Here is a 20,076-nt window from a genome sequence, read left to right as displayed (position 1 = left end):
GCAATCCGTTGCCAGGGGCGGGTGGAACACTGTACAGGCGCTCCCGGACCGTTTCGGGAGCGCCTTTTTCATGTCCGCTTAAACCACAAACTGCTCGGCGTAGTGGCAAGCCACCTGACGGCTGTCGAGCTGGCGCAGGGCCGGCTCTTGCGTGCTGCAACGCTCGGTGGCGTAGGGGCAGCGCTTGTGGAAGGCGCAGCCCGACGGCGGGTTCAGTGGGTTGGGCAATTCGCCGACGATCTTGATCTTCGGTTTGTCCGGGTCCGGGTGGATGGTTGGGGTCGCCGACAGCAGCGCCTGGGTGTAGGGATGCAGGGGGCGGGTGTAGATGTCCTCCTTGGGGCCCATTTCCACCGGCCGGCCGAGGTACATCACCAACACTTGGTCGGCGACGTGACGCACCACCGCCAGGTTGTGGGAGATGAACACGTAGGCAGTGTTGAACTCCTGCTGCAGGTCCATGAACAGGTTCAGCACCTGGGCCTGGATCGACACGTCCAGGGCCGAGGTCGGCTCATCCGCCACCAGCACCTTGGGCTGCAGCATCATGGCCCGGGCCAGGGCGATGCGCTGGCGCTGACCACCGGAGAACATGTGCGGGTAGCGCTGGTAGTGCTCGGGGCGCAGGCCCACCTGTTTCATCATCGCCTGGACTTTCTCCCGGCGTTCGGCGGCGGACAGCTTGGTGTTGATCAGCAGCGGCTCGGCCAGTTGGTCACCGATCTTCTGCCGCGGGTTGAGCGAGGCATAAGGGCTCTGGAACACCATCTGCACGTCTTTGCGCAGTTGCTTGCGCTGGGCCTTGTCGGCGCCGGCGACTTCCTGGCCGGCGATTTTCAGCGAGCCCGAGGAGGGTTCTTCGATCAGGGTCAGGGCCCGGGCCAGGGTGGACTTGCCGCAGCCGGACTCGCCGACCACGGCCAGGGTCTTGCCGGCTTCCAGTTCAAAGGACACGCCGTTGAGGGCGCGCACGGTGGCATGGCCCTTGAACAGGCCACGGGACACTTCGTAGTGACGGGTCAGGTCGCGGGCGGTAAGAACGACGGCCATTACGCCACCTCCTGATTCAGCGGGTAGAAGCAGCGCACCAGGCTGGCGGCTTTTTGATCGAGGCTCGGACGCTGCTGACGGCAGTTGTCCTGGGCGTAGGGGCAGCGCGGCGACAGCAGGCAGCCCTGTGGTCGGTCGTAACGCCCGGGGACGATACCGGGCAGAGTCGAGAGGCGGGTGGCGCCCAGGCTATGCTCGGGAATCGCCGCCAGCAGCGCTTCGCTGTAAGGGTGAGCGGGGATGTCGAACAGCTCCGGTACCTGGCCGACTTCCACGGCTTGCCCGGCGTACATCACGCACACGCGCTGGGCGGTTTCGGCCACGACGGCGAGGTCGTGGGTGATCAGCACCAGGCCCATGTTCTGTTCTTTCTGCAGGTTGAGCAGCAGGTCCATGATCTGCGCCTGGATGGTCACGTCCAGGGCGGTGGTGGGTTCGTCGGCGATCAACAGCTTGGGCTCGCCGGCAATCGCCATGGCAATCGCCACCCGTTGGCTCATGCCGCCGGACAGCTGGTGCGGGTAGGCGTCCATGCGGCTGGCCGCGCCAGGGATCTCGACCTTTTCCAGCAGCTCGATGGCGCGCTTGCGCGCCGCCTTGGCGGACATCTTCAGGTGCAGGCGCAGCACTTCCTCGATCTGAAAGCCTACGGTGTAGCTCGGGTTCAGCGCGGTCATCGGGTCCTGGAAGACCATGGCCAGGTCCTTGCCGACGATCTGCCGGCGCTGGCGGGCGCTGAGCTTGAGCATGTCGCGGCCGTCGAAGCTGAGGGCGTCGGCGGTGACGATGCCGGGGTGCTCGATCAGCCCCATCAGCGCCATCATGGTCACCGACTTACCCGAGCCGGACTCGCCGACGATGGCCAGCACTTCGCCCTTGTCGACCTTGAGGTCGAGGCCATCAACCACCGGCACCGCCGTGGCATCGCCGAAGCGTACGTTGAGATTCTTGATTTCTAGCAGTGACATGGGAATCTCCTCAGGCGGCGTTCTTGAGTTTCGGGTCCAGCGCATCGCGCAGGCCGTCGCCCATCAGGTTGATTGCCAGCACGCTGAGCAAAATGGTCAGACCCGGCAGGCTCACGACCCACCAGGCGCGTTCGATGTAGTCCCGGGCCGAGGCCAGCATGGTGCCCCATTCCGGAGTCGGCGGTTGCACGCCCAGGCCGAGGAAGCCCAGGGCGGCGGCGTCGAGGATCGCCGAGGAGAAGCTCAAGGTGGCCTGGACGATCAGTGGCGCCATGCAATTGGGCAGCACTGTGATGAACATCAGGCGCGGCAGGCCTGCACCGGCCAGGCGTGCTGCGGTCACGTAGTCGCGGTTCAGTTCGCCCATCACCGCGGCACGGGTCAGGCGCACATAGGACGGCAGGGACACCACGGCAATGGCGATCACGGTGTTGATCAGGCCTGGGCCGAGGATGGCGACGATGGCCACGGCCAGCAGCAGCGATGGCAGAGCCAGCATGATGTCCATCAGGCGCATGATGGTCGGGCCCAGCAAACGCGGGAAGAAACCGGCGAACAGGCCCAGGAGGATGCCCGGGATCAGCGACATCACCACCGATGACAAGCCGATCAGCAGCGACAGCCGCGAGCCCTGGATCAGGCGCGACAGCAGGTCGCGGCCCAGTTCGTCGGTGCCCAGCAGGAACTGCATCTGCCCGCCTTCGAGCCAGGCCGGCGGCGTCAGCAGGAAGTCGCGGTACTGCTCGCTGGGGTTGTGCGGCGCCACCCAGGGGGCGAACAGTGCGCAGAACACGATCAGCAGCATGAACAGCAGGCCGGCTACCGCGCCCTTGTTGCGGGAGAAGTGCTGCCAGAATTCTTTGTAGACGGACGGATAGAGCAGGCTTTGATCGACTGCTACTGAGGAAGTTGGAGTGCTCATTAGTCTTGATCTCAGCGCTGGTGACGGATGCGTGGGTTGGCAAAGCCGTAGAGGATGTCCACCACGAAGTTGACCATGATCACCAGGCAGGCGATCAGCAGGATGCCGTTCTGCACCACGGGATAGTCCCGGGCGCCGATGGCTTCGATCAGCCACTTGCCGATCCCCGGCCAGGAGAAGATGGTTTCGGTCAGCACTGCACCGGCCAGCAGGGTGCCGACTTGCAGGCCGACTACGGTCAGCACCGGAATCAGCGCGTTGCGCAGGCCGTGGACGAATACCACCCGGGCCGGCGACAGGCCCTTGGCCTTGGCGGTGCGGATGTAGTCTTCACGCAGCACTTCGAGCATCGAGGAGCGGGTCATCCGCGCGATCACCGCCAGGGGAATGGTGCCCAGGACAATGGCCGGCAGAATCAGGTGGTGCAGGGCGTCGAAGAAGGCACTGGTGTCCCCGGCCAGCAGGGTGTCGACAAGCATGAAGCCGGTCTTGGGCTCGATGTCGTAGAGCAGGTCGATGCGCCCGGACACCGGGGTCCAGCCCAGACTCACCGAGAAGAACATGATCAGGATCAGGCCCCACCAGAAGATCGGCATCGAATAGCCCGCGAGGGAGATGCCCATGACCCCATGGTCGAACAGGGACCCTCGCTTGAGGGCGGCGATCACCCCGGCCAGCAGCCCGAGCACGCCGGCGAACAGCAGGGCGGCCATGGACAGTTCCAGGGTCGCGGGGAACAGCGAAGTGAATTCGCTCCACACACTGGTGCGGGTGCGCAGGGATTCGCCCAGGTCACCGTGGGCGAGCTTGCCGATGTAGTCCAGGTATTGGGCATACAGCGGTTTGTTCAATCCAAGGCGTTCCATTGCCTGGGCATGCATCTCGGGGTCGACCCGACGTTCGCCCATCATGACTTCCACGGGGTCGCCGGGAATCATGCGTATCAAGGCGAAGGTCAGCAAGGTGATGCCGAAGAATGTGGGGATCAACAACCCCACACGGCGGGCAATAAAACTAAACATCTTCTGAAATACCTCAATCAGCCGGTTAGGCGTTCCCGCCACCCTTGGGGTCAAGGGCGGCGGGCGTTTCTTATCACTTCACTTGGGTGGTCGCGAAGTTGTTGGTGGTCAGGGGGCTCTGGTGGTAACCCTCGACGTTCTTGCGCATGGCGGTGAACATCTTCGGATAGGCCATGGGAATCCACGGTTGATCCTGTTGGAAAATCAGCAACGCTTTTTCATAGAGCTCTGCGCGTTTGGCAGGTTCAGCGTCGGAACGGGCCTGGTCGATCAGGTCCTGGAATGCCTTGTTGCACCAGCGGGCGTAGTTTTCGCCGTTTTTCGCTGCGTCACAACTCAGGTTCGGGGTCAGGAAATTGTCCGGATCGCCGTTGTCACCCGCCCAGCCGGCCGACACCATATCGTGTTCGCCGTTTTTCGCACGCTTGAGCATCTCGCCCCACTCCATGACGCGGATGTCGAGCTTGAGGCCGATCTTGGCCAGGTCGGCCTGCATCATCTGGGCGCCCAGCAGGGGGTTGGGGTTGGTCGGGCCTCCGCCATTGCGGGTGAACAGGGTGATGACCGTGCCATCCGGCACGCCGGCGTCCTTGAGCAGGGCGCGGGCCTTGTCCAGGTCCCGGGCCGGGTTCTGCAGGCTGTTGTTGAAGCCCAGCAAGGTCGGAGGATAAGGGCCGGTGCCCACCAGGGCGTTGCCTTTGCCGTACAGGCTGTTGACGTAGGCTTCCTTGTCAAAGGCGATGTCGATGGCCTTGCGCACTCGCACGTCGCTCATGTACTTGCGTGTGTTGTTCATGGCGATGTAGCCGGTGGTCATGGCAGCCAGCTCGTCGACCTTGAGGTTGGCGTCGGCCTTGATGCTGGGGATGTCGTCGGGTTTGGGGTACAGGGCGATCTGGCACTCGTTGGCCTTGAGCTTCTGCAGGCGCACGTTGTTATCGGTGGTGATCGCCAGCACCAGCGGGTCCGCCGGCGCCTTGCCCCGGAAGTAGTCCGGGTTGGCCTTGAAACGTACCTGGGCGTCCTTGGCGTAGCGGGTGAAAACGAACGGGCCGGTGCCGATGGGCTTGCTGTTGAGGTCGCCGGTCTTGCCTTCCTTGAGCAGCTTGTCGGCGTATTCCGCCGGGAATATGGAAGAGAAGGCCATGGCGATGTCGGCCAGGAACGGGGCCTCGCGGCGGGTCAGGGTGAAGACCACGGTGTGGTCGTCAGTCTTCTCGACGCTTTTGAGCAGCTCCTTGAAACCCATACTTTCGAAGTAGGGGAAGCCGACGCTGGACTTGTCATGCCAGGGGTGCTTCGGGTCCAGTTGACGCTGGAAGCTCCAGAGCACGTCGTCGGCGTTCATGTCGCGGGTTGGAGTGAAGTAGTCGGTGGTGTGGAACTTGACGCCTTTACGCAGGTGGAAAGTGTATTGCAGGCCGTCCGGGCTGATCTCCCAGGATTCCGCCAGGGCGGGCTGGATGTCGGTGGTGCCGGGCTTGAAGTCCACCAGGCGGTTGAAGATGGTTTCCGCCACCGCGTCGGCAGTGACTGCAGTCGTGTACTGGACCATATCGAAGCCTTCCGGGCTGGCTTCGGTACAGACCACCAAGGGTTTGGCTGCGGCGCCCATGGCAACGCTCAGCAGTGCGGCGCCCATGGCCGCTCTCAGGGGAAGCATTTTCATCAAGAACCCTCTGCAATCAATTGAACCAGATTAGCTTGAACGGCGGATTCGTCATGAATCCGCCCTTCAACTGGTGGGTTAGAGAATATTGAACGGGATGGTGGTGACCAGACGGAACTCGTTGATATTGCCGTCGGCCTGGTTCTCGCTGGCGCGGTGAGTGGTGTAGGTCGCCCGGATCGCCGTGGCTTTGAGCGGACCACTCTGTACGGCATAGGATGCGCCGATGCCATATTCATAGTGGTGTTCGCCGTCCATGGTGCGTACGCCGTAGACGGTGCCGTCGGCTTTTACGCCGCTGTAGGCGGTGCCGTTGTAGTGGGTACCATCGATGCCCCAGCCGCGAGCCTGGTAGATATTGAACTTCAGGCCGGGCACGCCGTATTCGGCCATGTTCAGGCCGTAGGCGATCTGGAAGGATTTCTCGTTCGGGCCGTTGAAGTCCGAGAGCAGGGAGTTGGCCAGGTAGATGCCGTTGGTTTCGTGCAGGTAGTCGAAGTACTCGTTACCGTTAATTTCCTGGTACGAGAAGGTCAGGCTGTGGGCCTGGTGGGTCAGCCCCAGGGAGAGGGAGTAGGTATCGTTGTCGATGTTCCCCATCTCTTTCTTGCCGGTGTCGACGGTCTTGTAGTAGTTCAGGCCGGTGGTCAGGCTCAGTACCTGGCTATCACCCAGCTCATGGGTGGCGCCGAAGTAGTACTGGTTCCAGAAGTCTTCCACCTTGGAGGCGTAGAGGCTGGTCTTCAGGCTTTTCAGCGGCTGGTAGTTGACACCGACAAGGCTGACGCGATCGGTCTCGGCGCCATTGGTGTTGTACTCGGAGCGGAATTTCGAAAGGCTCTGCTCGGTCCGTGGCGATACCCGGTCGAAGGTGCCGGCGTCGAACGACAGGTTGTTGAATTCTTCGCTGTGGATGCTCACCCCTTCAAAGCTGGAAGGCAGTGGACGGTTGCCGATGACATCGACGATTGGCGTGCTGAAGTTCTGCCGGCCGGCGGTCAGGGTGGTGTTCGAGACACGGAACTTGACGTTGGCCAGACCGAGCTTGCTCCACTGGCCTACGGCGTCGCCGTCGGAGTGGGTCAGGGTGCGGTTGTTCTTGCCGGCGATGTCCTTGCGGTCACGATCCAGGGCAATGGCGTTGTAGGCCGCGACTTCGGTGCTGACACCCACGGTGCCTTCGGTGAAGCCCGAGGTGTAGTTGAGGATGGTGCCCTGGACCCAGTTGATACGGCGTGGGGTCGAGGTGGGAACGCCATTGTGGTTGTACGAGAAACGGTCATTGCGACGGTTCAGCTCGTTGGCGTACCAGTTGCGGGTGCTGCCCGACAGGCTCTGCCCTTCGATGAAGCCCTTGGTTTCAGCCTGGGCCTTGGTGCTGTTCAGTTCAGTCGGGACGAAGTCCTGGCTGACATTCTCCGCATAGGCCGTGGCGGTGATGCTACTGATAGCCAAGGCTAACAATGCGCTGCTGCTCAGTTTCATGGGTGAAGCTCCTTTGTTTTCTTTTTTAGATGCCGGTTTTTTTGGGCCGGCTGGTTTTTGGAACTCATTCATGGCATCGCAAACGTTTGCACGCGGCTCAATCGCCGAATTCAGGCAAAGCGCCTGCGTGAGGGCGAGAATCGCCCTCAGGGTTTTGGCTCATCGGTTATGGGGCTAGGCCGACACCTGAAAAGGAGTTGCGGCCGAAGGGACTGACCTTGAAACCCTCGACTTTCGCGCTTAACGGCTGGTTGATCGTCGAGTGGGCCACAGGCGTGATCGGCACTTGCTGCTTGAGCAACTGCTGGGCCTGCTTATAGAGCTCGGTGCGCTGTTCACGGTCGGTGACGACCTTGGCTTGCTTGATCAGCGTGTCGTACTGCGGGTCGCACCACATGGAGTAGTTGTTGCCGCCGATGGCGTCACAGCTGTACAGGGTGCCCAGCCAGTTGTCCGGGTCACCGTTGTCTCCAGTCCAGCCGATCAGGCTGATGTCGTGTTCGCCGTTCTTGGTGCGCTTGATGTACTCGCCCCATTCGTAGCTGACGATCTTCACCTTGAGGCCGATCTTCGCCCAGTCGGACTGGAGCATTTCGGCCATCAGCTTGGCGTTGGGGTTGTAGGGGCGTTGCACGGGCATGGCCCAGAGGGTGATTTCCGTGCCTTCCTTGACCCCGGCAGCCTTGAGCAGCTCGCGGGCCTTTTCCGGGTTGTAGGCGGCGTCCTTGATGGTCTCGTCGTAGGACCACTGGGTGGGCGGCATGGCGTTCACCGCCAACTGGCCGGCGCCCTGGTACACGGCATTGAGAATGCTGTGCTTGTTCACCGCCATGTCCAGTGCCTGGCGCACTTCGAGGCGGTCGAAGGGTTTGTGTTGCACGTTATAGGCGATGTAGCCGAGGTTGAAGCCGGGCTTCTCGATGACCTGCAGTTTTGCGTCGTTCTTCAGGGCATCGATGTCGGCGGGACGCGGGTGCAGGGTCACCTGGCATTCGCCGGCGCGCAGCTTCTGCACGCGTACCGAGGCATCGGTGTTGATGGCGAAGATCAGCCTGTCGAGCTTGACCCGGCTCGGGTCCCAATAGTGCGGATTGGCGGCGTAGCGGATTTGCGAGTCTTTCTGGTAGCGCTGGAATACGAACGGCCCGGTGCCGATGGGTTGCTGGTTGATCTGGCTGGGAGTGCCGGCCTTGAGCAGTTGCTCGGCGTATTCGGCGGAGAGGATCGCGGCAAAGCTCATGGCCAGGTTCTGGATGAACGCGGCGTCCACGGTGTTGAGGGTCATGACCACGGTCAGTGGGTCGGTTTTCTCGACCTTGGCGATGTTCTTGTTCAGGCTCATGCCGTTGAAGTAGGGGAACTCCGTCGGATAGGCCTTACGGAACGGATGTTCGGCGTCGAGCATGCGATTGAAGGTGAACAGCACGTCGTCGGCGTTGAGGTCGCGGCTGGGCTTGAAGTAAGGAGTGTTGTGGAACTTCACGCCTTCACGCAGGTGAAAGCTGTACTTGAGGCCGTCCTCGGAAATGTCCCAGCTTTTGGCCAGGGCCGGCAGTACGTTGGTTGCGCCTTTCTCGAACTCCACCAGGCGGTTGTACAGCGGCTCGGCGGCATCGTTGTCGGTGGCGGTGGTGTACTGCGCGGTGTCAAAGCCTGCGGGGCTGCCTTCGGAACAGAACACCAGGCTGCGGTCGGCAGCGCTGCAGATCGAACTGGTGGCCAGCAGGGCCGAGAAAATCAACGAATGACGCATGACGGTCCATCTCCATTTTTTGTTGTGATGATCAATGGACCATGGCTCCTTCCTGGAGCCTGTACAGGCCATTGATGCCAAACCATGGCTGCAGCAAATGCCCACCGACAGACGCAGTTTTGCCATGCCTCGACGTTAGGAGCCGATGGCTGGGGCGTATATGCGCTGTACCTGAAAGCCTTGTAGGAATCGGCTCTAAATTCGAGCGATCACGTACAAAGGGATGCGATCTCGACCCCAGGGCCGGACGCTTTCAGGGGGAGCGGTAACACAACGGCGACGTCATCGACGTCGCCGTTGCACAACCTTATTTGCCGATGCCTACGCCGTAGAAGGAGTTCAAGCCAAAGGGGCTGATCTTGAAATCCTGCACGTTGGCGCGCATGGGTTGGAACACCGTCGAGTGAGCGATAGGTGTCATCGGAACGGCATCTTTGAGGATGTGTTGCGCCTGCTTGTACAGCTCGGTGCGTTTGGCCACATCCGAGGTGGCCTTGGCTTGCTTGATCAGTGCGTCATAAGGCTTGTCGCACCATTTCGAGAAGTTGTTGCCGTTCATTGCATCGCAACCGAACAGGGTGCCGAGCCAGTTGTCGGGGTCACCATTGTCGCCGCTCCAGCCGATGATCATCGCCTGGTTTTCGCCGCCTTTGGAGCGCTTGATGTACTCGCCCCACTCGTAGCTGACGATGTTGACCTTGAGACCGATCTTGGCCCAGTCGGACTGCAGCATCTCTGCCATCAGCTTGGCGTTCGGGTTGTACGGACGCTGTACCGGCATGGCCCACAGGGTGATCTGGGTGCCTTCCTTGATGCCGGCCTCCTTGAGCAGCTGCTTGGCTTTCTCGGGATCGTACTTGGCATCCTTGATGGTGGTGTCGTAGGACCACTGGGTCGGCGGCATGGCGTTGACCGCCAGCTGGCCGGCGCCCTGGTAGACCGAGTCGATGATCTGCGGCTTGTTGACGGCCATGTCCAGCGCCTGGCGAACCTTGAGGTCAGCCAGCGGGTTGGCGTCGGTGCGGCCCTTGAGCACCGGCATCACGTTGTAGGCGATGTAGCCCAGGTTGAAGCCTGCCTGTTCAGGCATCTTCAGGGTCTTGTCTTCCTTGAGCGCCTTCAGGTCGGCCGGACGCGGGAAGAGGGTGACCTGGCATTCGTTCTTCTTCAGCTTCTGGATGCGCACCGATGGGTCGGTGGTGATGGCGAAGATCAGGTTGTCGATCTTCACGTCTTCAGGCTTCCAGTAGTCCTTGTTGCCGGTGTAGCGGATGTTGGAGTCTTTCTGGTAGCTCTTGAAAACGAAGGGGCCTGTGCCGATCGGCTTCTGGTTGATATCGCTGGTCTTGCCTTCCTTGAGCAGCTTGTCGGCGTACTCGGCGGACTGGATGGAGGCAAAGCTCATGGCCAGGTTCTGGATGAACGCGGCATCAACGGTTTTCAGGGTGAACTTGACGGTCTTGTCGTCGACTTTCTCGACCTTGGTGATGTTGGTGTCCATCCCCATGTCGGTGAAGTACGGGAATTCGGTCGGGTATGCCTTACGGAACGGCATGTCCTTGTCGATCATGCGGTTGAAGGTGAACAGCACGTCGTCGGCGTTGAAGGTACGGGTCGGGGTGAAGTACGGCGTGGTGTGGAACTTGACCCCTTCGCGCAGGTGGAAGGTGTAGGTCAGACCGTCGTCCGAGATGTCCCAGCTGGTGGCCAGGCCCGGAATGACTGCGGTGCCGCCACGTTCGAACTGGCTGAGGCGGTTGTAGAGGGTTTCGGCTGAGGCGTCGAAGTCGGTTCCGGTGGTGTACTGGCCAGGGTCGAAACCGGCCGGGCTCCCTTCAGAGCAGAACACCAGGTTAGTCGCCGCGTGGGCGAAGGGTGCGCTGGCCAGCAAGCCGGCACTGACTAAAAACGGAAGGACTGCTTTTTTGAACATGGTGGCCTCATGATTTGTTGTCATTTTTGGTGTAGAGGGCGACCTTGTGAGTCGACCCGCCGATACTTATGCAGCCCTCATACCCATTGCAAGATGCAGGGCCGACACAAGTCTCAAAGAGTGGAACGAACGTACACGAATGACGCATTTGTATAAATATTGACGCATTTGACCGATTGCGCCGGTTTTTTCTGGTGCGTGCGTTGCTTCTCCATTGGGCAAACGGGGCTGTTCGTGCCCCTGGTTGGTGCGTCAATGGAGCGGGTGCCTACTGGCTTGCGCTTGAACCGCCAGGCCTTTTCAGGCTGGCGCAAATCTGCGACGCATCCGGCTGACCGGATGGCGTAGGGCGATGGAATGGGGGAGGCCGTGGGAGACGGTTGCCCGGGACCTTGCAGGCGACGGCGGGTGGTCAGCGCATCGTCGGCGGTGTTGAAGTCGCGGCTCGCAGTGAAGTTGTCACTGTGGAGGTTGCTGCTGGCATGCGACAGGCGTGGGTCGAGGATCAGCCCCGCTGTCTGCCAAACCTGGAGCGGAAAGGTCTTACGCATGCAAACCTCATTTTTTCTTTTTCTAGGGCATATCTGAGGATTGGCCTTGTGGGCCGCGGTAACTCGCCTTTCTATGGGGCGTGGATGCAGCCCCATGGACCCTGTGCGGCGATGGCGATCGCTTATTGTGTTGTTGATTGTCGATTCGCCGATGCCGAAATTAAGTCATGCTGAAATCGTGGTCAACGAAAATTAAGCCTGACTAACATTTCTCTTGCGCACAGGTGTGTCTGTGAGGTTCGGCAGGCGCCTGCGCGTGGGGCTTACGCCGCCGAATGGTCGTCGAACAGACCCATGGTCGTGACAGTCAGGACTTCCGCCGGGCCGCTGCCGACATTGGCCAGGCAGTGGGTTTTGGTCGAGTCGAAGTGCACCGAGTCGCCGGCGCCAAGGGGATATTGGTGACCCTCGATGGTGTAGACGATCTGCCCTGAAAGAACGTAGGAAAACTCAGAGCCATCGTGGGAGATCAGTTCCGACTGGTAGCCCACCGGGATGTTCATTTTCACCGCGTTGATCAGGTTGCCGGGAAAGGAACTGGACAGTCGCTCGTAGGCCAGTGGCTGGCCTTCGATGGTGTAGCGCACCCGCTTGCCGTCGTGGGAGTCGGGTTGCGCCTGGGTTGGCTGGTCGAACAGAGCGTTCAGCGGAACGTTCAGAGACTTGGCAATGTTGACCAGGGAAGAGATCGAGACACCGGTGAGATTGCGTTCCGCTTGGGAGAGGAAACTGGCGGTCAGGCCAGACTCACTGGCAATTTGGCGCAGGGTTTTCTTGGCGGCGCGGCGATAGCGACGCAGGCGTTCGCCGATGCGATCTGCGGTCATTGGAGAGACTCTTATAGGAAAGGAGCAGTATACCCGGCGCACGACCATGACGCCTGACAGGCGCAATACCGAGGTGCGTAACTTTAGCATCACCACAGTGGCCGAACGCACCCACCCAGAGCTGAGTTCATCGGCTGCGGGTTGAAATGCCTGGTCACGAAAAACGGCGGCGACCTCGTTTTGCACTAGAGGTTACCGCCGTTGGGGGACGCTGGGAGAAGTTTACGGCATCAGCACTTCGATGGCGCCGTCGGCGGTCATGCTGACCTGGCTGGTGCCGGCCTCGACTTCCGGAGTCACTGGCGCCGAATCCATGCTGGCGGCCTTCATCATCATCGGTGCTCGCAGGTAGGGCTGTGGATAACCGTTGCTGTTGAGGTTCAGATTGACGATTTTGTATCCCTTGCCGCCCAGGGCTTCGGTGGCCAGTTGCGCACGGGCCTTGAATGCTTTGACCGCGTCCTTGAGCAGGGCATCTTCGCTGGCCTTGCGGGTCGGGTCGGCGATGGCGAAGTCCATGCCGGCCATTTTCAGGTCGCCCAGCAGCTCACCGGTGAGCTTGGACAGGGCGGCGAAGTCGGAACTTTCCAGGCGCAGTTCGGCGCGTTCGCGCCAACCAGTGATCTTCTGACCCTTGCCGTCGTAGATCGGGTAGCTGTTGCGGCTGCCCTGGCGCAGGGTCACATCCTTGACCTGGCGGGCCTGACCCAGGGCCTTGTTCATGGTGCTGGTGATTTCTGCGGCGAGCTTGGCCGGGTCGCTGTTCTGCGATTCGCTGTAGAGGGTCACGATCATCAGGTCCCGTGCCACTTCCTGACTGACTTCGGCACGCAGGGAAATCTGGTTGTAGTGCAGTTCATCGGCGGCCAGGGCGGGCAGACTGGTGAGGGTGCCGGCGCTGAGGGCCAGAAGGGCGAGGCTTCGACGGAAATGCTGCATGGAAACTCCTTGAGTGCGGTCCGCAGGATCAGCTCAGAGCCTGCGTGAAACGTTCAGACAGTGTCGGGCTGCGGCAAGTTTCAAGCCGCAAGCTGCGTGTTGAGAGCCAATACGCTTGTAGCTCAAAGCTTGCAGCTTGCCACTGTTTTTCTGTGACGCTTTGCCGCAGTTTTGCCTGTGGCGGGGGCTGCTTGGTTATACTCCCGCCGATTGCCCTGGAGCGCTCATCAGGAGAGCTCATGCTCGCCCCCGTAAAATTATTGTCTGCCACTCGTCAGAACCTCTGGCGCCTGACCTTTATCCGTACCCTGGTTCTGGCTGCTCAGGCCGGTTCGGTGGGGCTCGCCTATTGGCTGGAATTGTTGCCGCTGCCCTGGTTGCAACTGGGCGTCACTCTGATGTTTTCCATGGTGCTCTGTGCCTTCACCGCCATCCGCTTGCGAACCTCGTGGCCGGTGACGGAGCTGGAATATGCCCTGCAACTGGCCTGCGACCTGTTTATCCACAGTGTGCTGCTGTATTTCTCCGGCGGCTCTACCAACCCCTTTGTCTCCTATTACCTGGTGCCCCTGACGATCGCCGCCGTGACGCTGCCCTGGCGCTATTCGGTGGTGTTGTCGGGTATTGCCCTGACCCTCTATACCTTGTTGCTGGCGCGCTTCTACCCCTTGCAGACTTTCCCCATCGCCCGGGAAAACCTGCAGGTCTATGGCATGTGGCTGAGTTTTGCCCTGGCGGCGGCGGTGATCACCTTCTTCGCTGCACGCATGGCCGAAGAACTGCGCCGTCAGGAAGAGTTGCGGGCGATCCGCCGTGAAGAGGGCCTGCGCGATCAGCAGTTGCTGGCCGTGGCGACCCAAGCCGCCGGCGCCGCCCATGAGCTGGGTACGCCGCTGGCGACCATGAGCGTACTGCTCAAGGAAATGCGCCAGGACCATCCCGATCCTCTGTTGCAAGATGACCTCAGCGTGCTCCAGGATCAGGTCAAACTGTGCAAGGAAACCTTGCAGCAGTTGGTACGTGCCGCTGAGGCCAATCGCCGTCTGGCGGTGGAAATGCAGGAAGTCACCCAGTGGCTGGACGAGGCGTTGAACCGCTGGCACCTGATGCGCCCTGAAGCCAGCTATCGTTTCCACCTGCTGGGTGAGGGACCGGTGCCGCGCCTGGCGCCGCCGCCGGACCTGACCCAGGCCTTGCTCAATCTGTTGAACAATGCAGCCGATGCCTGCCCCGAAGGCTTGGAAGTGCGCCTGGACTGGGACGCGGAAAACCTCACCATCAGTATTCGCGACCACGGTGCCGGAGTACCCTTGGCCATCGCCGAGCAGATTGGCAAACCGTTTTTTACCACCAAGGGCAAAGGCTTCGGCCTGGGCCTGTTTTTGAGCAAGGCCAGCGTGACCCGCGCCGGTGGCTCAGTGAAACTCTACAGTCATGAGGAAGGCGGAACGCTCACCGAGCTGCGCCTGCCCCGTGCCGCCCGAGGAGACGACCATGAGTGAAGAGATCCAAGTCGAAGGCGAAGAACTGCCGCATTTGTTGCTGGTGGATGATGACGCCACCTTTACCCGGGTGATGGCACGCGCCATGAGCCGCCGGGGCTTTCGCGTCAGTACCGCAGGTTCCGCGGAAGAGGGTCTGACCATCGCCCAGCAGGATCTGCCGGACTACGCCGCGCTGGACCTGAAGATGGATGGCGACTCCGGGCTGGTGCTATTGCCCAAGCTGCTGGAGCTGGACCCGGAAATGCGCGTCCTGATCCTCACCGGCTATTCGAGCATCGCCACGGCGGTGGAGGCTATCAAGCGCGGCGCCTGCAACTACCTGTGCAAACCCGCGGACGCCGATGATGTGCTGGCCGCGCTGCTCTCCGAACATGCGGACCTGGACACCCTGGTGCCGGAAAACCCGATGTCCGTGGACCGTCTGCAATGGGAGCACATCCAGCGCGTGCTGACCGAACACGAAGGTAATATCTCCGCCACTGCCCGGGCCCTGGGCATGCATCGCCGTACCTTGCAGCGCAAACTGCAGAAGCGTCCCGTCCGTCGCTGAACCGCGACTGAATGAATGTCGCTGGACACCGTGAAAAAGCGAGCCGATCTACTAAGATCGGCTCAACGCTTGTCCCTCTCCCTATCGAGCCACAACGATGAATCAGAACGCTGAGTACTCCGCGGTCAACGATGCTGTGCGCGGTCAATTCTTTCGCCGGGTCTGGGCCATGATTACCCCTTACTGGCGTAGTGAAGAGAAGAACAAGGCCTGGCTGTTGCTGATCGCGGTGATTGGCCTGTCGCTGTTCAGTGTTGCCATCTCGGTGTGGATCAACAGTTGGTACAAGGACTTCTACAACGCCTTGCAGAAGAAGGATGAGGCGGCCTTCTGGAGCCTGATCCTGTATTTCTGCGGGATCGCTGCGGTGGCCATTCTCGGTGCGGTGTATCGCTTGTACCTGACCCAGATGCTGACCATCCGCTGGCGCGCCTGGTTGACCGAAAGACACTTTGCCCGTTGGCTGGGCAACAAGAACTACTACCAGCTGGAGCAGGGTGGCTACACCGACAACCCCGACCAGCGGATTTCCGAAGACCTCAACAGTTTCACCACCAACACCTTGTCCCTGGGCCTGGGGTTGATCCGCAACGTGGTCAGCCTGGTGTCCTTTTCCATCATTCTCTGGGGAGTGTCCGGCAGTATCGAGGTGATGGGCTACACCATTCCCGGCTATATGTTCTGGTGCGCCCTGGTGTATGCGGCGGTCGGCAGTTGGCTGACCCACCTGATCGGGCGTCGCTTGATTGGCCTGAACAATCAACAGCAACGTTTTGAAGCCGACCTGCGTTTCTCCATGGTGCGAGTCCGGGAGAACGCCGAGAGCATTGCCCTTTACGACGGCGAGAAGAACGAAAACCAGCGTCTTAGTAGCCGTTTCAGCAAGGTCTGGCACAACTTCTGGGACATCATGAAGGTGTCCAAGCGCCTGACCTTCTTCACCGCCGGTTATGGCCAGATCGCGATCATCTTCCCGTTTATCGTCGCCGCGCCGCGCTACTTCGCCGGCAAGATCGAACTGGGAGAGCTGATGCAGATCAACTCGGCTTTCGGCAATGTCCAGGAAAACTTCAGTTGGTTTATCAGCGCCTATTCGGACCTCGCCGCCTGGCGCGCTACCTGTGACCGTCTGTTGAGCTTCCGTCAGGCCATGAGTGAAAACGAGGAGCGTCCTCCGGCGATTGACGTGCAACACCAGGGCGAACAATTGCAAGTGCGTGATCTGGGCCTGGATCTGGCGGACGGCCGTCATTTGCTGGCCGGTGCCCAGATGACCGTGAGTCCTGGCGAGCGACTGATGCTCAGTGGTCGCTCCGGCAGTGGCAAGAGCACCCTGCTGCGGGCCATGGGACGGTTGTGGCCGGCGGGGCACGGCAGCATCTTGCTGCCGAACCAACGCTACCTGTTCCTGCCGCAGAAACCCTACCTGCCCATTGGCAGCCTGCGGGAAGCCTTGAGTTATCCACAGTCGGGCGACAGCTATCCCGAGGAGCGTTATGCACAGGTCCTGGAAACTTGTCGCTTGCCCCACCTGGTGGCGCGTCTGGACGAGAGCAATCACTGGCAGCGCATGTTGTCGCCGGGGGAGCAGCAGCGGCTGGCGTTTGCCCGTGCGTTGCTCTATGCGCCGCAATGGCTGTACATGGACGAAGCCACATCGGCCATGGACGAGGAAGACGAGGCCACGCTGTATCAGGCCCTGATCGACCAGTTGCCGGGCTTGAGCATTGTCAGCGTTGGCCATCGCAGCAGCCTCAAGCGCTTCCATCCACGGCACGTTCGTATCGAGCAAGGGCATCTGCTGGAGCAGACTTTCACGGCTTGACGGCGGGCCGGGCGCTGGCATCAAGCCCAGCGCCTTGCACAGCTGGTGCAAGGGCGCTGAGCCGTTTCGCGGGCGAGTCCGCTCCTACAGGGGGCGATCAGGCCTGGTGCAGGATCGAGCGGTCCACACGCACGGCCAATTGGCCATTCCCCGGTTTGGCGTTGAAGGCCACGTTGCCGTGTTCATCCACGCTGGCCCGGGCGATGGGGGCGCCATCGAGCAGCAGTTCGAGCGGCGCGTCCTTGAGGGATTGCCCGGAGGCCAGTTGCAGTTTCAGGTTGATAGCCATGGTGATTTCCTTATCAGGCGTTACGGTCGATGAAGCGGTTGGCGTTCTTGTCGATGGAACCGATCAGCTCCGGTGAGCCACCGCGAAACTGACGGAACACATTGCGTCCGGTGGCGCTGCTGTTGCTGGTACCCGCCGGAATGTTCAGGGTGGGCTGGAAGCTGTCGCTCAGTTCCATGTAGGCCGACCATGGACCTATATAGGACTCGTTCAAGCCGTTGGTTTCGCTGAGGGCGTAGCGCACCGCCTGGCCAGGGAGCCAGTTGGGCTCGCTGGGGGTGTGGCTTTGCCAGCCGTCGGCCAGGATCGTTGGGACCGCACTCGGGGTTTCCAGGTAGCCCGTCGGTTTGTTCGGGCTGTAGTTCTTCAGCAGCAGGTAGGTGCTCCAGCCCCACCAGTTGTCGATGGTCTTGCTGTCATTGAGATTGTTGACGTCGCTGCGGCGCAGCACTTTGTCACCGCTCATCACGAACAGTGGCGAGAAGTTGCTGCTCTTGGCGGCATTCAGGTCCGGCAAGGCCTTGAGGGCCGCGTAGCTGGCGGGCGCCGGCAGGTTGCCGCTGAGGTAGCTGGTGAAGATCTCGTCCGCCGAACGCTGCACTGCCAGTTTCACCTGCTGGCGATTGCGATGATCGACGCTGTCGAAATAACGTTTGTCGCCGTAGGCGTGCCAGCGGTCGCCCTGGGCGTTACTGACATTGAGGCCGAACTTGCTGTCCTCGTCGTGCATGAAGCGGGTAATCAGCGATCCCAGGTCGCTGGGGGTGACCACTGCCGCCACCTGTTTACGTGGCACTCGTACATGGCCGGCAGAAAACAGGTCGGTGAGAAAGTGGTCGGCGAAGGCGTTCATTGCGTAGGCCAGTTCCAGTTGCTTGTCGTCGGCAGTCTTGCCTGCCAGTACCGCTTGTTGCAGGGCTGCTGTGTGCCCGGCGATATACGCCGCCAGGGCCCACTCGCCAAAGTGGTCGGCATTGTTGGCCGCAAGCTTCAGGTAGCGCCCCAGAGGGAACAGGGCGGAGACCACGCTGCCGCCGCCGGTAATCCGGTTCCACTCTTCAGACAGGGTATCGCCCAAGGCGTCATAGGCTTCGTGGGGCTGTTTGCCGTCGCGGATCGCCTGGTTGGCGGCGACGATTTCCTTCTGCATTACCGCGAGGATCTGCCGTGCTTCGTCTTTCGCCGCCGGCAGTACCGCCAGGGAGTTGAAGGCCGCGGTAAAGCGTTGCACTCGATCAGCCGGCGTCGCGCCTTCGCAGATCGGTTGCTCGGGAATGCCGTAGAAATCGCCGCCCAGGGCAACCACCTGGCCGTAGGTCAGAGCCAGTCCGTTGGGCAGGTGCAGTTCGACCTGCCACGCGGGAATGGCCGGGGCATCCTTGACGAAGCGCAGCAGGGTGCTGTCGCCGATGGCGGTGTGTTCGCCGCCCTCGAAACGCAATTGGGGCAGGCCCCTGGCGGATTTTTGCGGGGTGTGGGGCAGGTCTTCCGGGCGGTGGTATTTGATGGTGTGGTGGCCGTCGGCGACCAGCACCAGGGTCTCGCCATCGCCGGAAATGGCGATGCCTTGTTCAGTGAACAAGCGGTCCAGGTCGGCAATGATCTTGCCGGCCTGTTGTGGCTGTTGCTGCGTCTGTGCAGAGAGTCCTGACATTTCTAGCTCCTTGATATGTCATGGTTATGTTTGTTTTAACTGTATGTATATACAGTTGTTCTGAGCATAATTGAAAATGACGCGCCGTCAAGAAGGCAGTTACGCGAGGGAGGGTTGATTGGATTATCATTAGCGCCCTAACGACAGGCTCAAGGTCCACCCGCGCATGCTGGCTATCTTTTTCGAAACCCTGACGATTACTGCGCCGGTGTTTGCGATGCTGTTTCTTGGGCTGCTGCTCAAGCGGGTGGGGTGGATCAATGACAACTTCATCCATACGGCGTCGGCCCTGGTGTTCAACGTCACCATGCCGGCGTTGCTGTTTCTCGGCATTGTCCATGCCGACCTGCATGCCTCATTGAAGCCTGGCGTGCTGATCTACTTTTCAGTGGCCACCCTGGTCTGTTTTGCCCTGGCCTGGGGCTGGGCCATCTGGCGTTGTCCGAAGGTGGATCGGGGGATCTATACCCAGGGGGCATTTCGCGGCAATAACGCGATCATCGGCCTGGCCCTGGCGGCCAGCATGTATGGGGATTACGGGATTTCCCTGGGGGCGCTGCTCGCTGCGTTGGTGATTCTTTACTACAACACCCTGTCGACGGTGGTCCTGGCGGTCTACAGCCCGGCGATCAAGTCCGACCCCTGGAGCATCTGCAAAAGTGTGTTCAGCAACCCGTTGATTGTCAGCGTGCTGGTGGCTGCACCGTTTGCCTACTGGCAGATCAGCCTTCCCGGCTGGCTGGAGACTTCGGGCAAGTACCTGGCGCAGATGAGCCTGCCTCTGGCGCTGATCTGCATTGGCGGCACGTTGTCCATGGCGGCCTTGCGCAACAGTGGGCGGATGGCCATGAGCTCCAGCCTGTTGAAGATGGTCAGCCTGCCGACGCTGGCGACCTTTGGCGCTTGGTTATGCGGTTTTCGTGGGGCGGAACTGGGGATTCTGTTTCTGTATTTCGGCAGTCCGACTGCGGCAGCGAGCTTTGTCATGGCCCGGGCGGCCAATGGCAATCATGAGCTGGCGGCAGCCATTATCGTCATCACCACGGTGATGGCGGCAGTGACCACCAATATCGGGATCTTTGTGTTGCAGTGGGGTGGGTGGATCTGAAGCTGTTCGCCGGCAAGCCGGCTCCT

Annotated in this window: 17 protein-coding genes; 4 read left to right on the top strand and 13 right to left on the bottom strand. The window is 60.9% G+C overall.

What is annotated here, in order from left to right:
- Positions 1 to 78: 78 nt before the first annotated feature.
- The 11 genes from FW796_RS04310 to FW796_RS04260 form a co-directional block, all read right to left on the bottom strand.
- Positions 79 to 1,050, bottom strand: coding sequence for a peptide ABC transporter ATP-binding protein (locus FW796_RS04310; RefSeq protein ID WP_346633644.1), 972 nt, complete (start codon positions 1,048 to 1,050; stop codon positions 79 to 81).
- The gene (locus tag FW796_RS04305) at positions 1,050 to 2,018 is read right to left on the bottom strand and encodes an ABC transporter ATP-binding protein (RefSeq protein WP_346633643.1); all 969 of its coding nucleotides are present in this window, start codon (positions 2,016 to 2,018) and stop codon (positions 1,050 to 1,052) included. Before FW796_RS04305 ends, FW796_RS04310 begins: the two co-directional genes overlap by 1 nt.
- Positions 2,019 to 2,028: 10 nt before the next feature.
- Positions 2,029 to 2,940, bottom strand: coding sequence for an ABC transporter permease subunit (locus FW796_RS04300; RefSeq protein WP_011059232.1), 912 nt, complete (start codon positions 2,938 to 2,940; stop codon positions 2,029 to 2,031).
- An 11-nt stretch (positions 2,941 to 2,951) separates the two neighbouring features.
- Entirely contained in the window at positions 2,952 to 3,962 is a 1,011-nt protein-coding gene (locus FW796_RS04295) for an ABC transporter permease subunit (protein ID WP_346633642.1), read from the bottom strand.
- Between the two features lie 73 nt (positions 3,963 to 4,035).
- Positions 4,036 to 5,631: an ABC transporter substrate-binding protein gene (locus tag FW796_RS04290; RefSeq protein ID WP_446439051.1), complete on the bottom strand. Its 1,596-nt coding sequence runs from the start codon at positions 5,629 to 5,631 to the stop codon at positions 4,036 to 4,038.
- Positions 5,632 to 5,709: 78 nt separating this feature from the next.
- Positions 5,710 to 7,116: an OprD family porin gene (locus FW796_RS04285; RefSeq protein WP_346633640.1), complete on the bottom strand. Its 1,407-nt coding sequence runs from the start codon at positions 7,114 to 7,116 to the stop codon at positions 5,710 to 5,712.
- A 166-nt stretch (positions 7,117 to 7,282) separates the two neighbouring features.
- Positions 7,283 to 8,869, bottom strand: a complete 1,587-nt coding sequence (locus FW796_RS04280) for an ABC transporter substrate-binding protein (protein ID WP_346633639.1) — start codon at positions 8,867 to 8,869, stop codon at positions 7,283 to 7,285.
- A gap of 307 nt (positions 8,870 to 9,176) precedes the next feature.
- Positions 9,177 to 10,802, bottom strand: a complete 1,626-nt coding sequence (locus tag FW796_RS04275; RefSeq protein WP_346633638.1) for an ABC transporter substrate-binding protein — start codon at positions 10,800 to 10,802, stop codon at positions 9,177 to 9,179.
- 113 nt (positions 10,803 to 10,915) lie between these two features.
- Entirely contained in the window at positions 10,916 to 11,353 is a 438-nt protein-coding gene (locus FW796_RS04270; RefSeq protein ID WP_446439050.1) for a hypothetical protein, read from the bottom strand.
- Between the two features lie 263 nt (positions 11,354 to 11,616).
- On the bottom strand, positions 11,617 to 12,180 hold the full coding sequence (locus FW796_RS04265; RefSeq protein ID WP_123727445.1) for a helix-turn-helix domain-containing protein: 564 nt from the start codon (positions 12,178 to 12,180) through the stop codon (positions 11,617 to 11,619).
- Positions 12,181 to 12,402: 222 nt separating this feature from the next.
- Positions 12,403 to 13,119, bottom strand: coding sequence for an SIMPL domain-containing protein (locus tag FW796_RS04260; protein WP_346633636.1), 717 nt, complete (start codon positions 13,117 to 13,119; stop codon positions 12,403 to 12,405).
- A 239-nt stretch (positions 13,120 to 13,358) separates the two neighbouring features.
- On the opposite strand from FW796_RS04260, the gene FW796_RS04255 reads away from it, so the two are divergent.
- From FW796_RS04255 to FW796_RS04245, 3 genes are all read left to right on the top strand, one after another.
- Positions 13,359 to 14,621 carry an ATP-binding protein gene (locus FW796_RS04255; RefSeq protein ID WP_123727447.1) on the top strand — a complete coding sequence of 421 codons (1,263 nt, stop codon included), beginning with the start codon at positions 13,359 to 13,361 and terminating at the stop codon, positions 14,619 to 14,621.
- The gene (locus FW796_RS04250) at positions 14,614 to 15,174 is read left to right on the top strand and encodes a response regulator transcription factor (RefSeq protein WP_025132017.1); all 561 of its coding nucleotides are present in this window, start codon (positions 14,614 to 14,616) and stop codon (positions 15,172 to 15,174) included. Before FW796_RS04255 ends, FW796_RS04250 begins: the two co-directional genes overlap by 8 nt.
- A gap of 97 nt (positions 15,175 to 15,271) precedes the next feature.
- A complete protein-coding gene (locus FW796_RS04245; RefSeq protein ID WP_346633635.1) occupies positions 15,272 to 16,999 on the top strand; it encodes an ABC transporter ATP-binding protein/permease in 1,728 nt (575 codons plus the stop codon).
- A 97-nt stretch (positions 17,000 to 17,096) separates the two neighbouring features.
- Here the strand turns inward: FW796_RS04245 and FW796_RS04240 are convergent, their stop codons facing one another.
- Both FW796_RS04240 and FW796_RS04235 read right to left on the bottom strand, forming a co-directional pair.
- Complete coding sequence (locus FW796_RS04240; protein ID WP_446439049.1) at positions 17,097 to 17,288, bottom strand: hypothetical protein; 192 nt, start codon at positions 17,286 to 17,288, stop codon at positions 17,097 to 17,099.
- A gap of 13 nt (positions 17,289 to 17,301) precedes the next feature.
- Positions 17,302 to 18,942 carry a phospholipase gene (locus FW796_RS04235; protein WP_446439048.1) on the bottom strand — a complete coding sequence of 547 codons (1,641 nt, stop codon included), beginning with the start codon at positions 18,940 to 18,942 and terminating at the stop codon, positions 17,302 to 17,304.
- A 166-nt stretch (positions 18,943 to 19,108) separates the two neighbouring features.
- Between FW796_RS04235 and FW796_RS04230 the strand changes: the two genes are divergently transcribed.
- Positions 19,109 to 20,050, top strand: coding sequence for an AEC family transporter (locus FW796_RS04230; RefSeq protein ID WP_346633632.1), 942 nt, complete (start codon positions 19,109 to 19,111; stop codon positions 20,048 to 20,050).
- Positions 20,051 to 20,076: the final 26 nt, after the last annotated feature.

It is taken from the genome of Pseudomonas sp. 910_21 (genome assembly GCF_052850735.1).
Note: the sequence above shows the minus strand (reverse complement) of the source record. Positions and strands in the feature narration are given on the sequence as shown.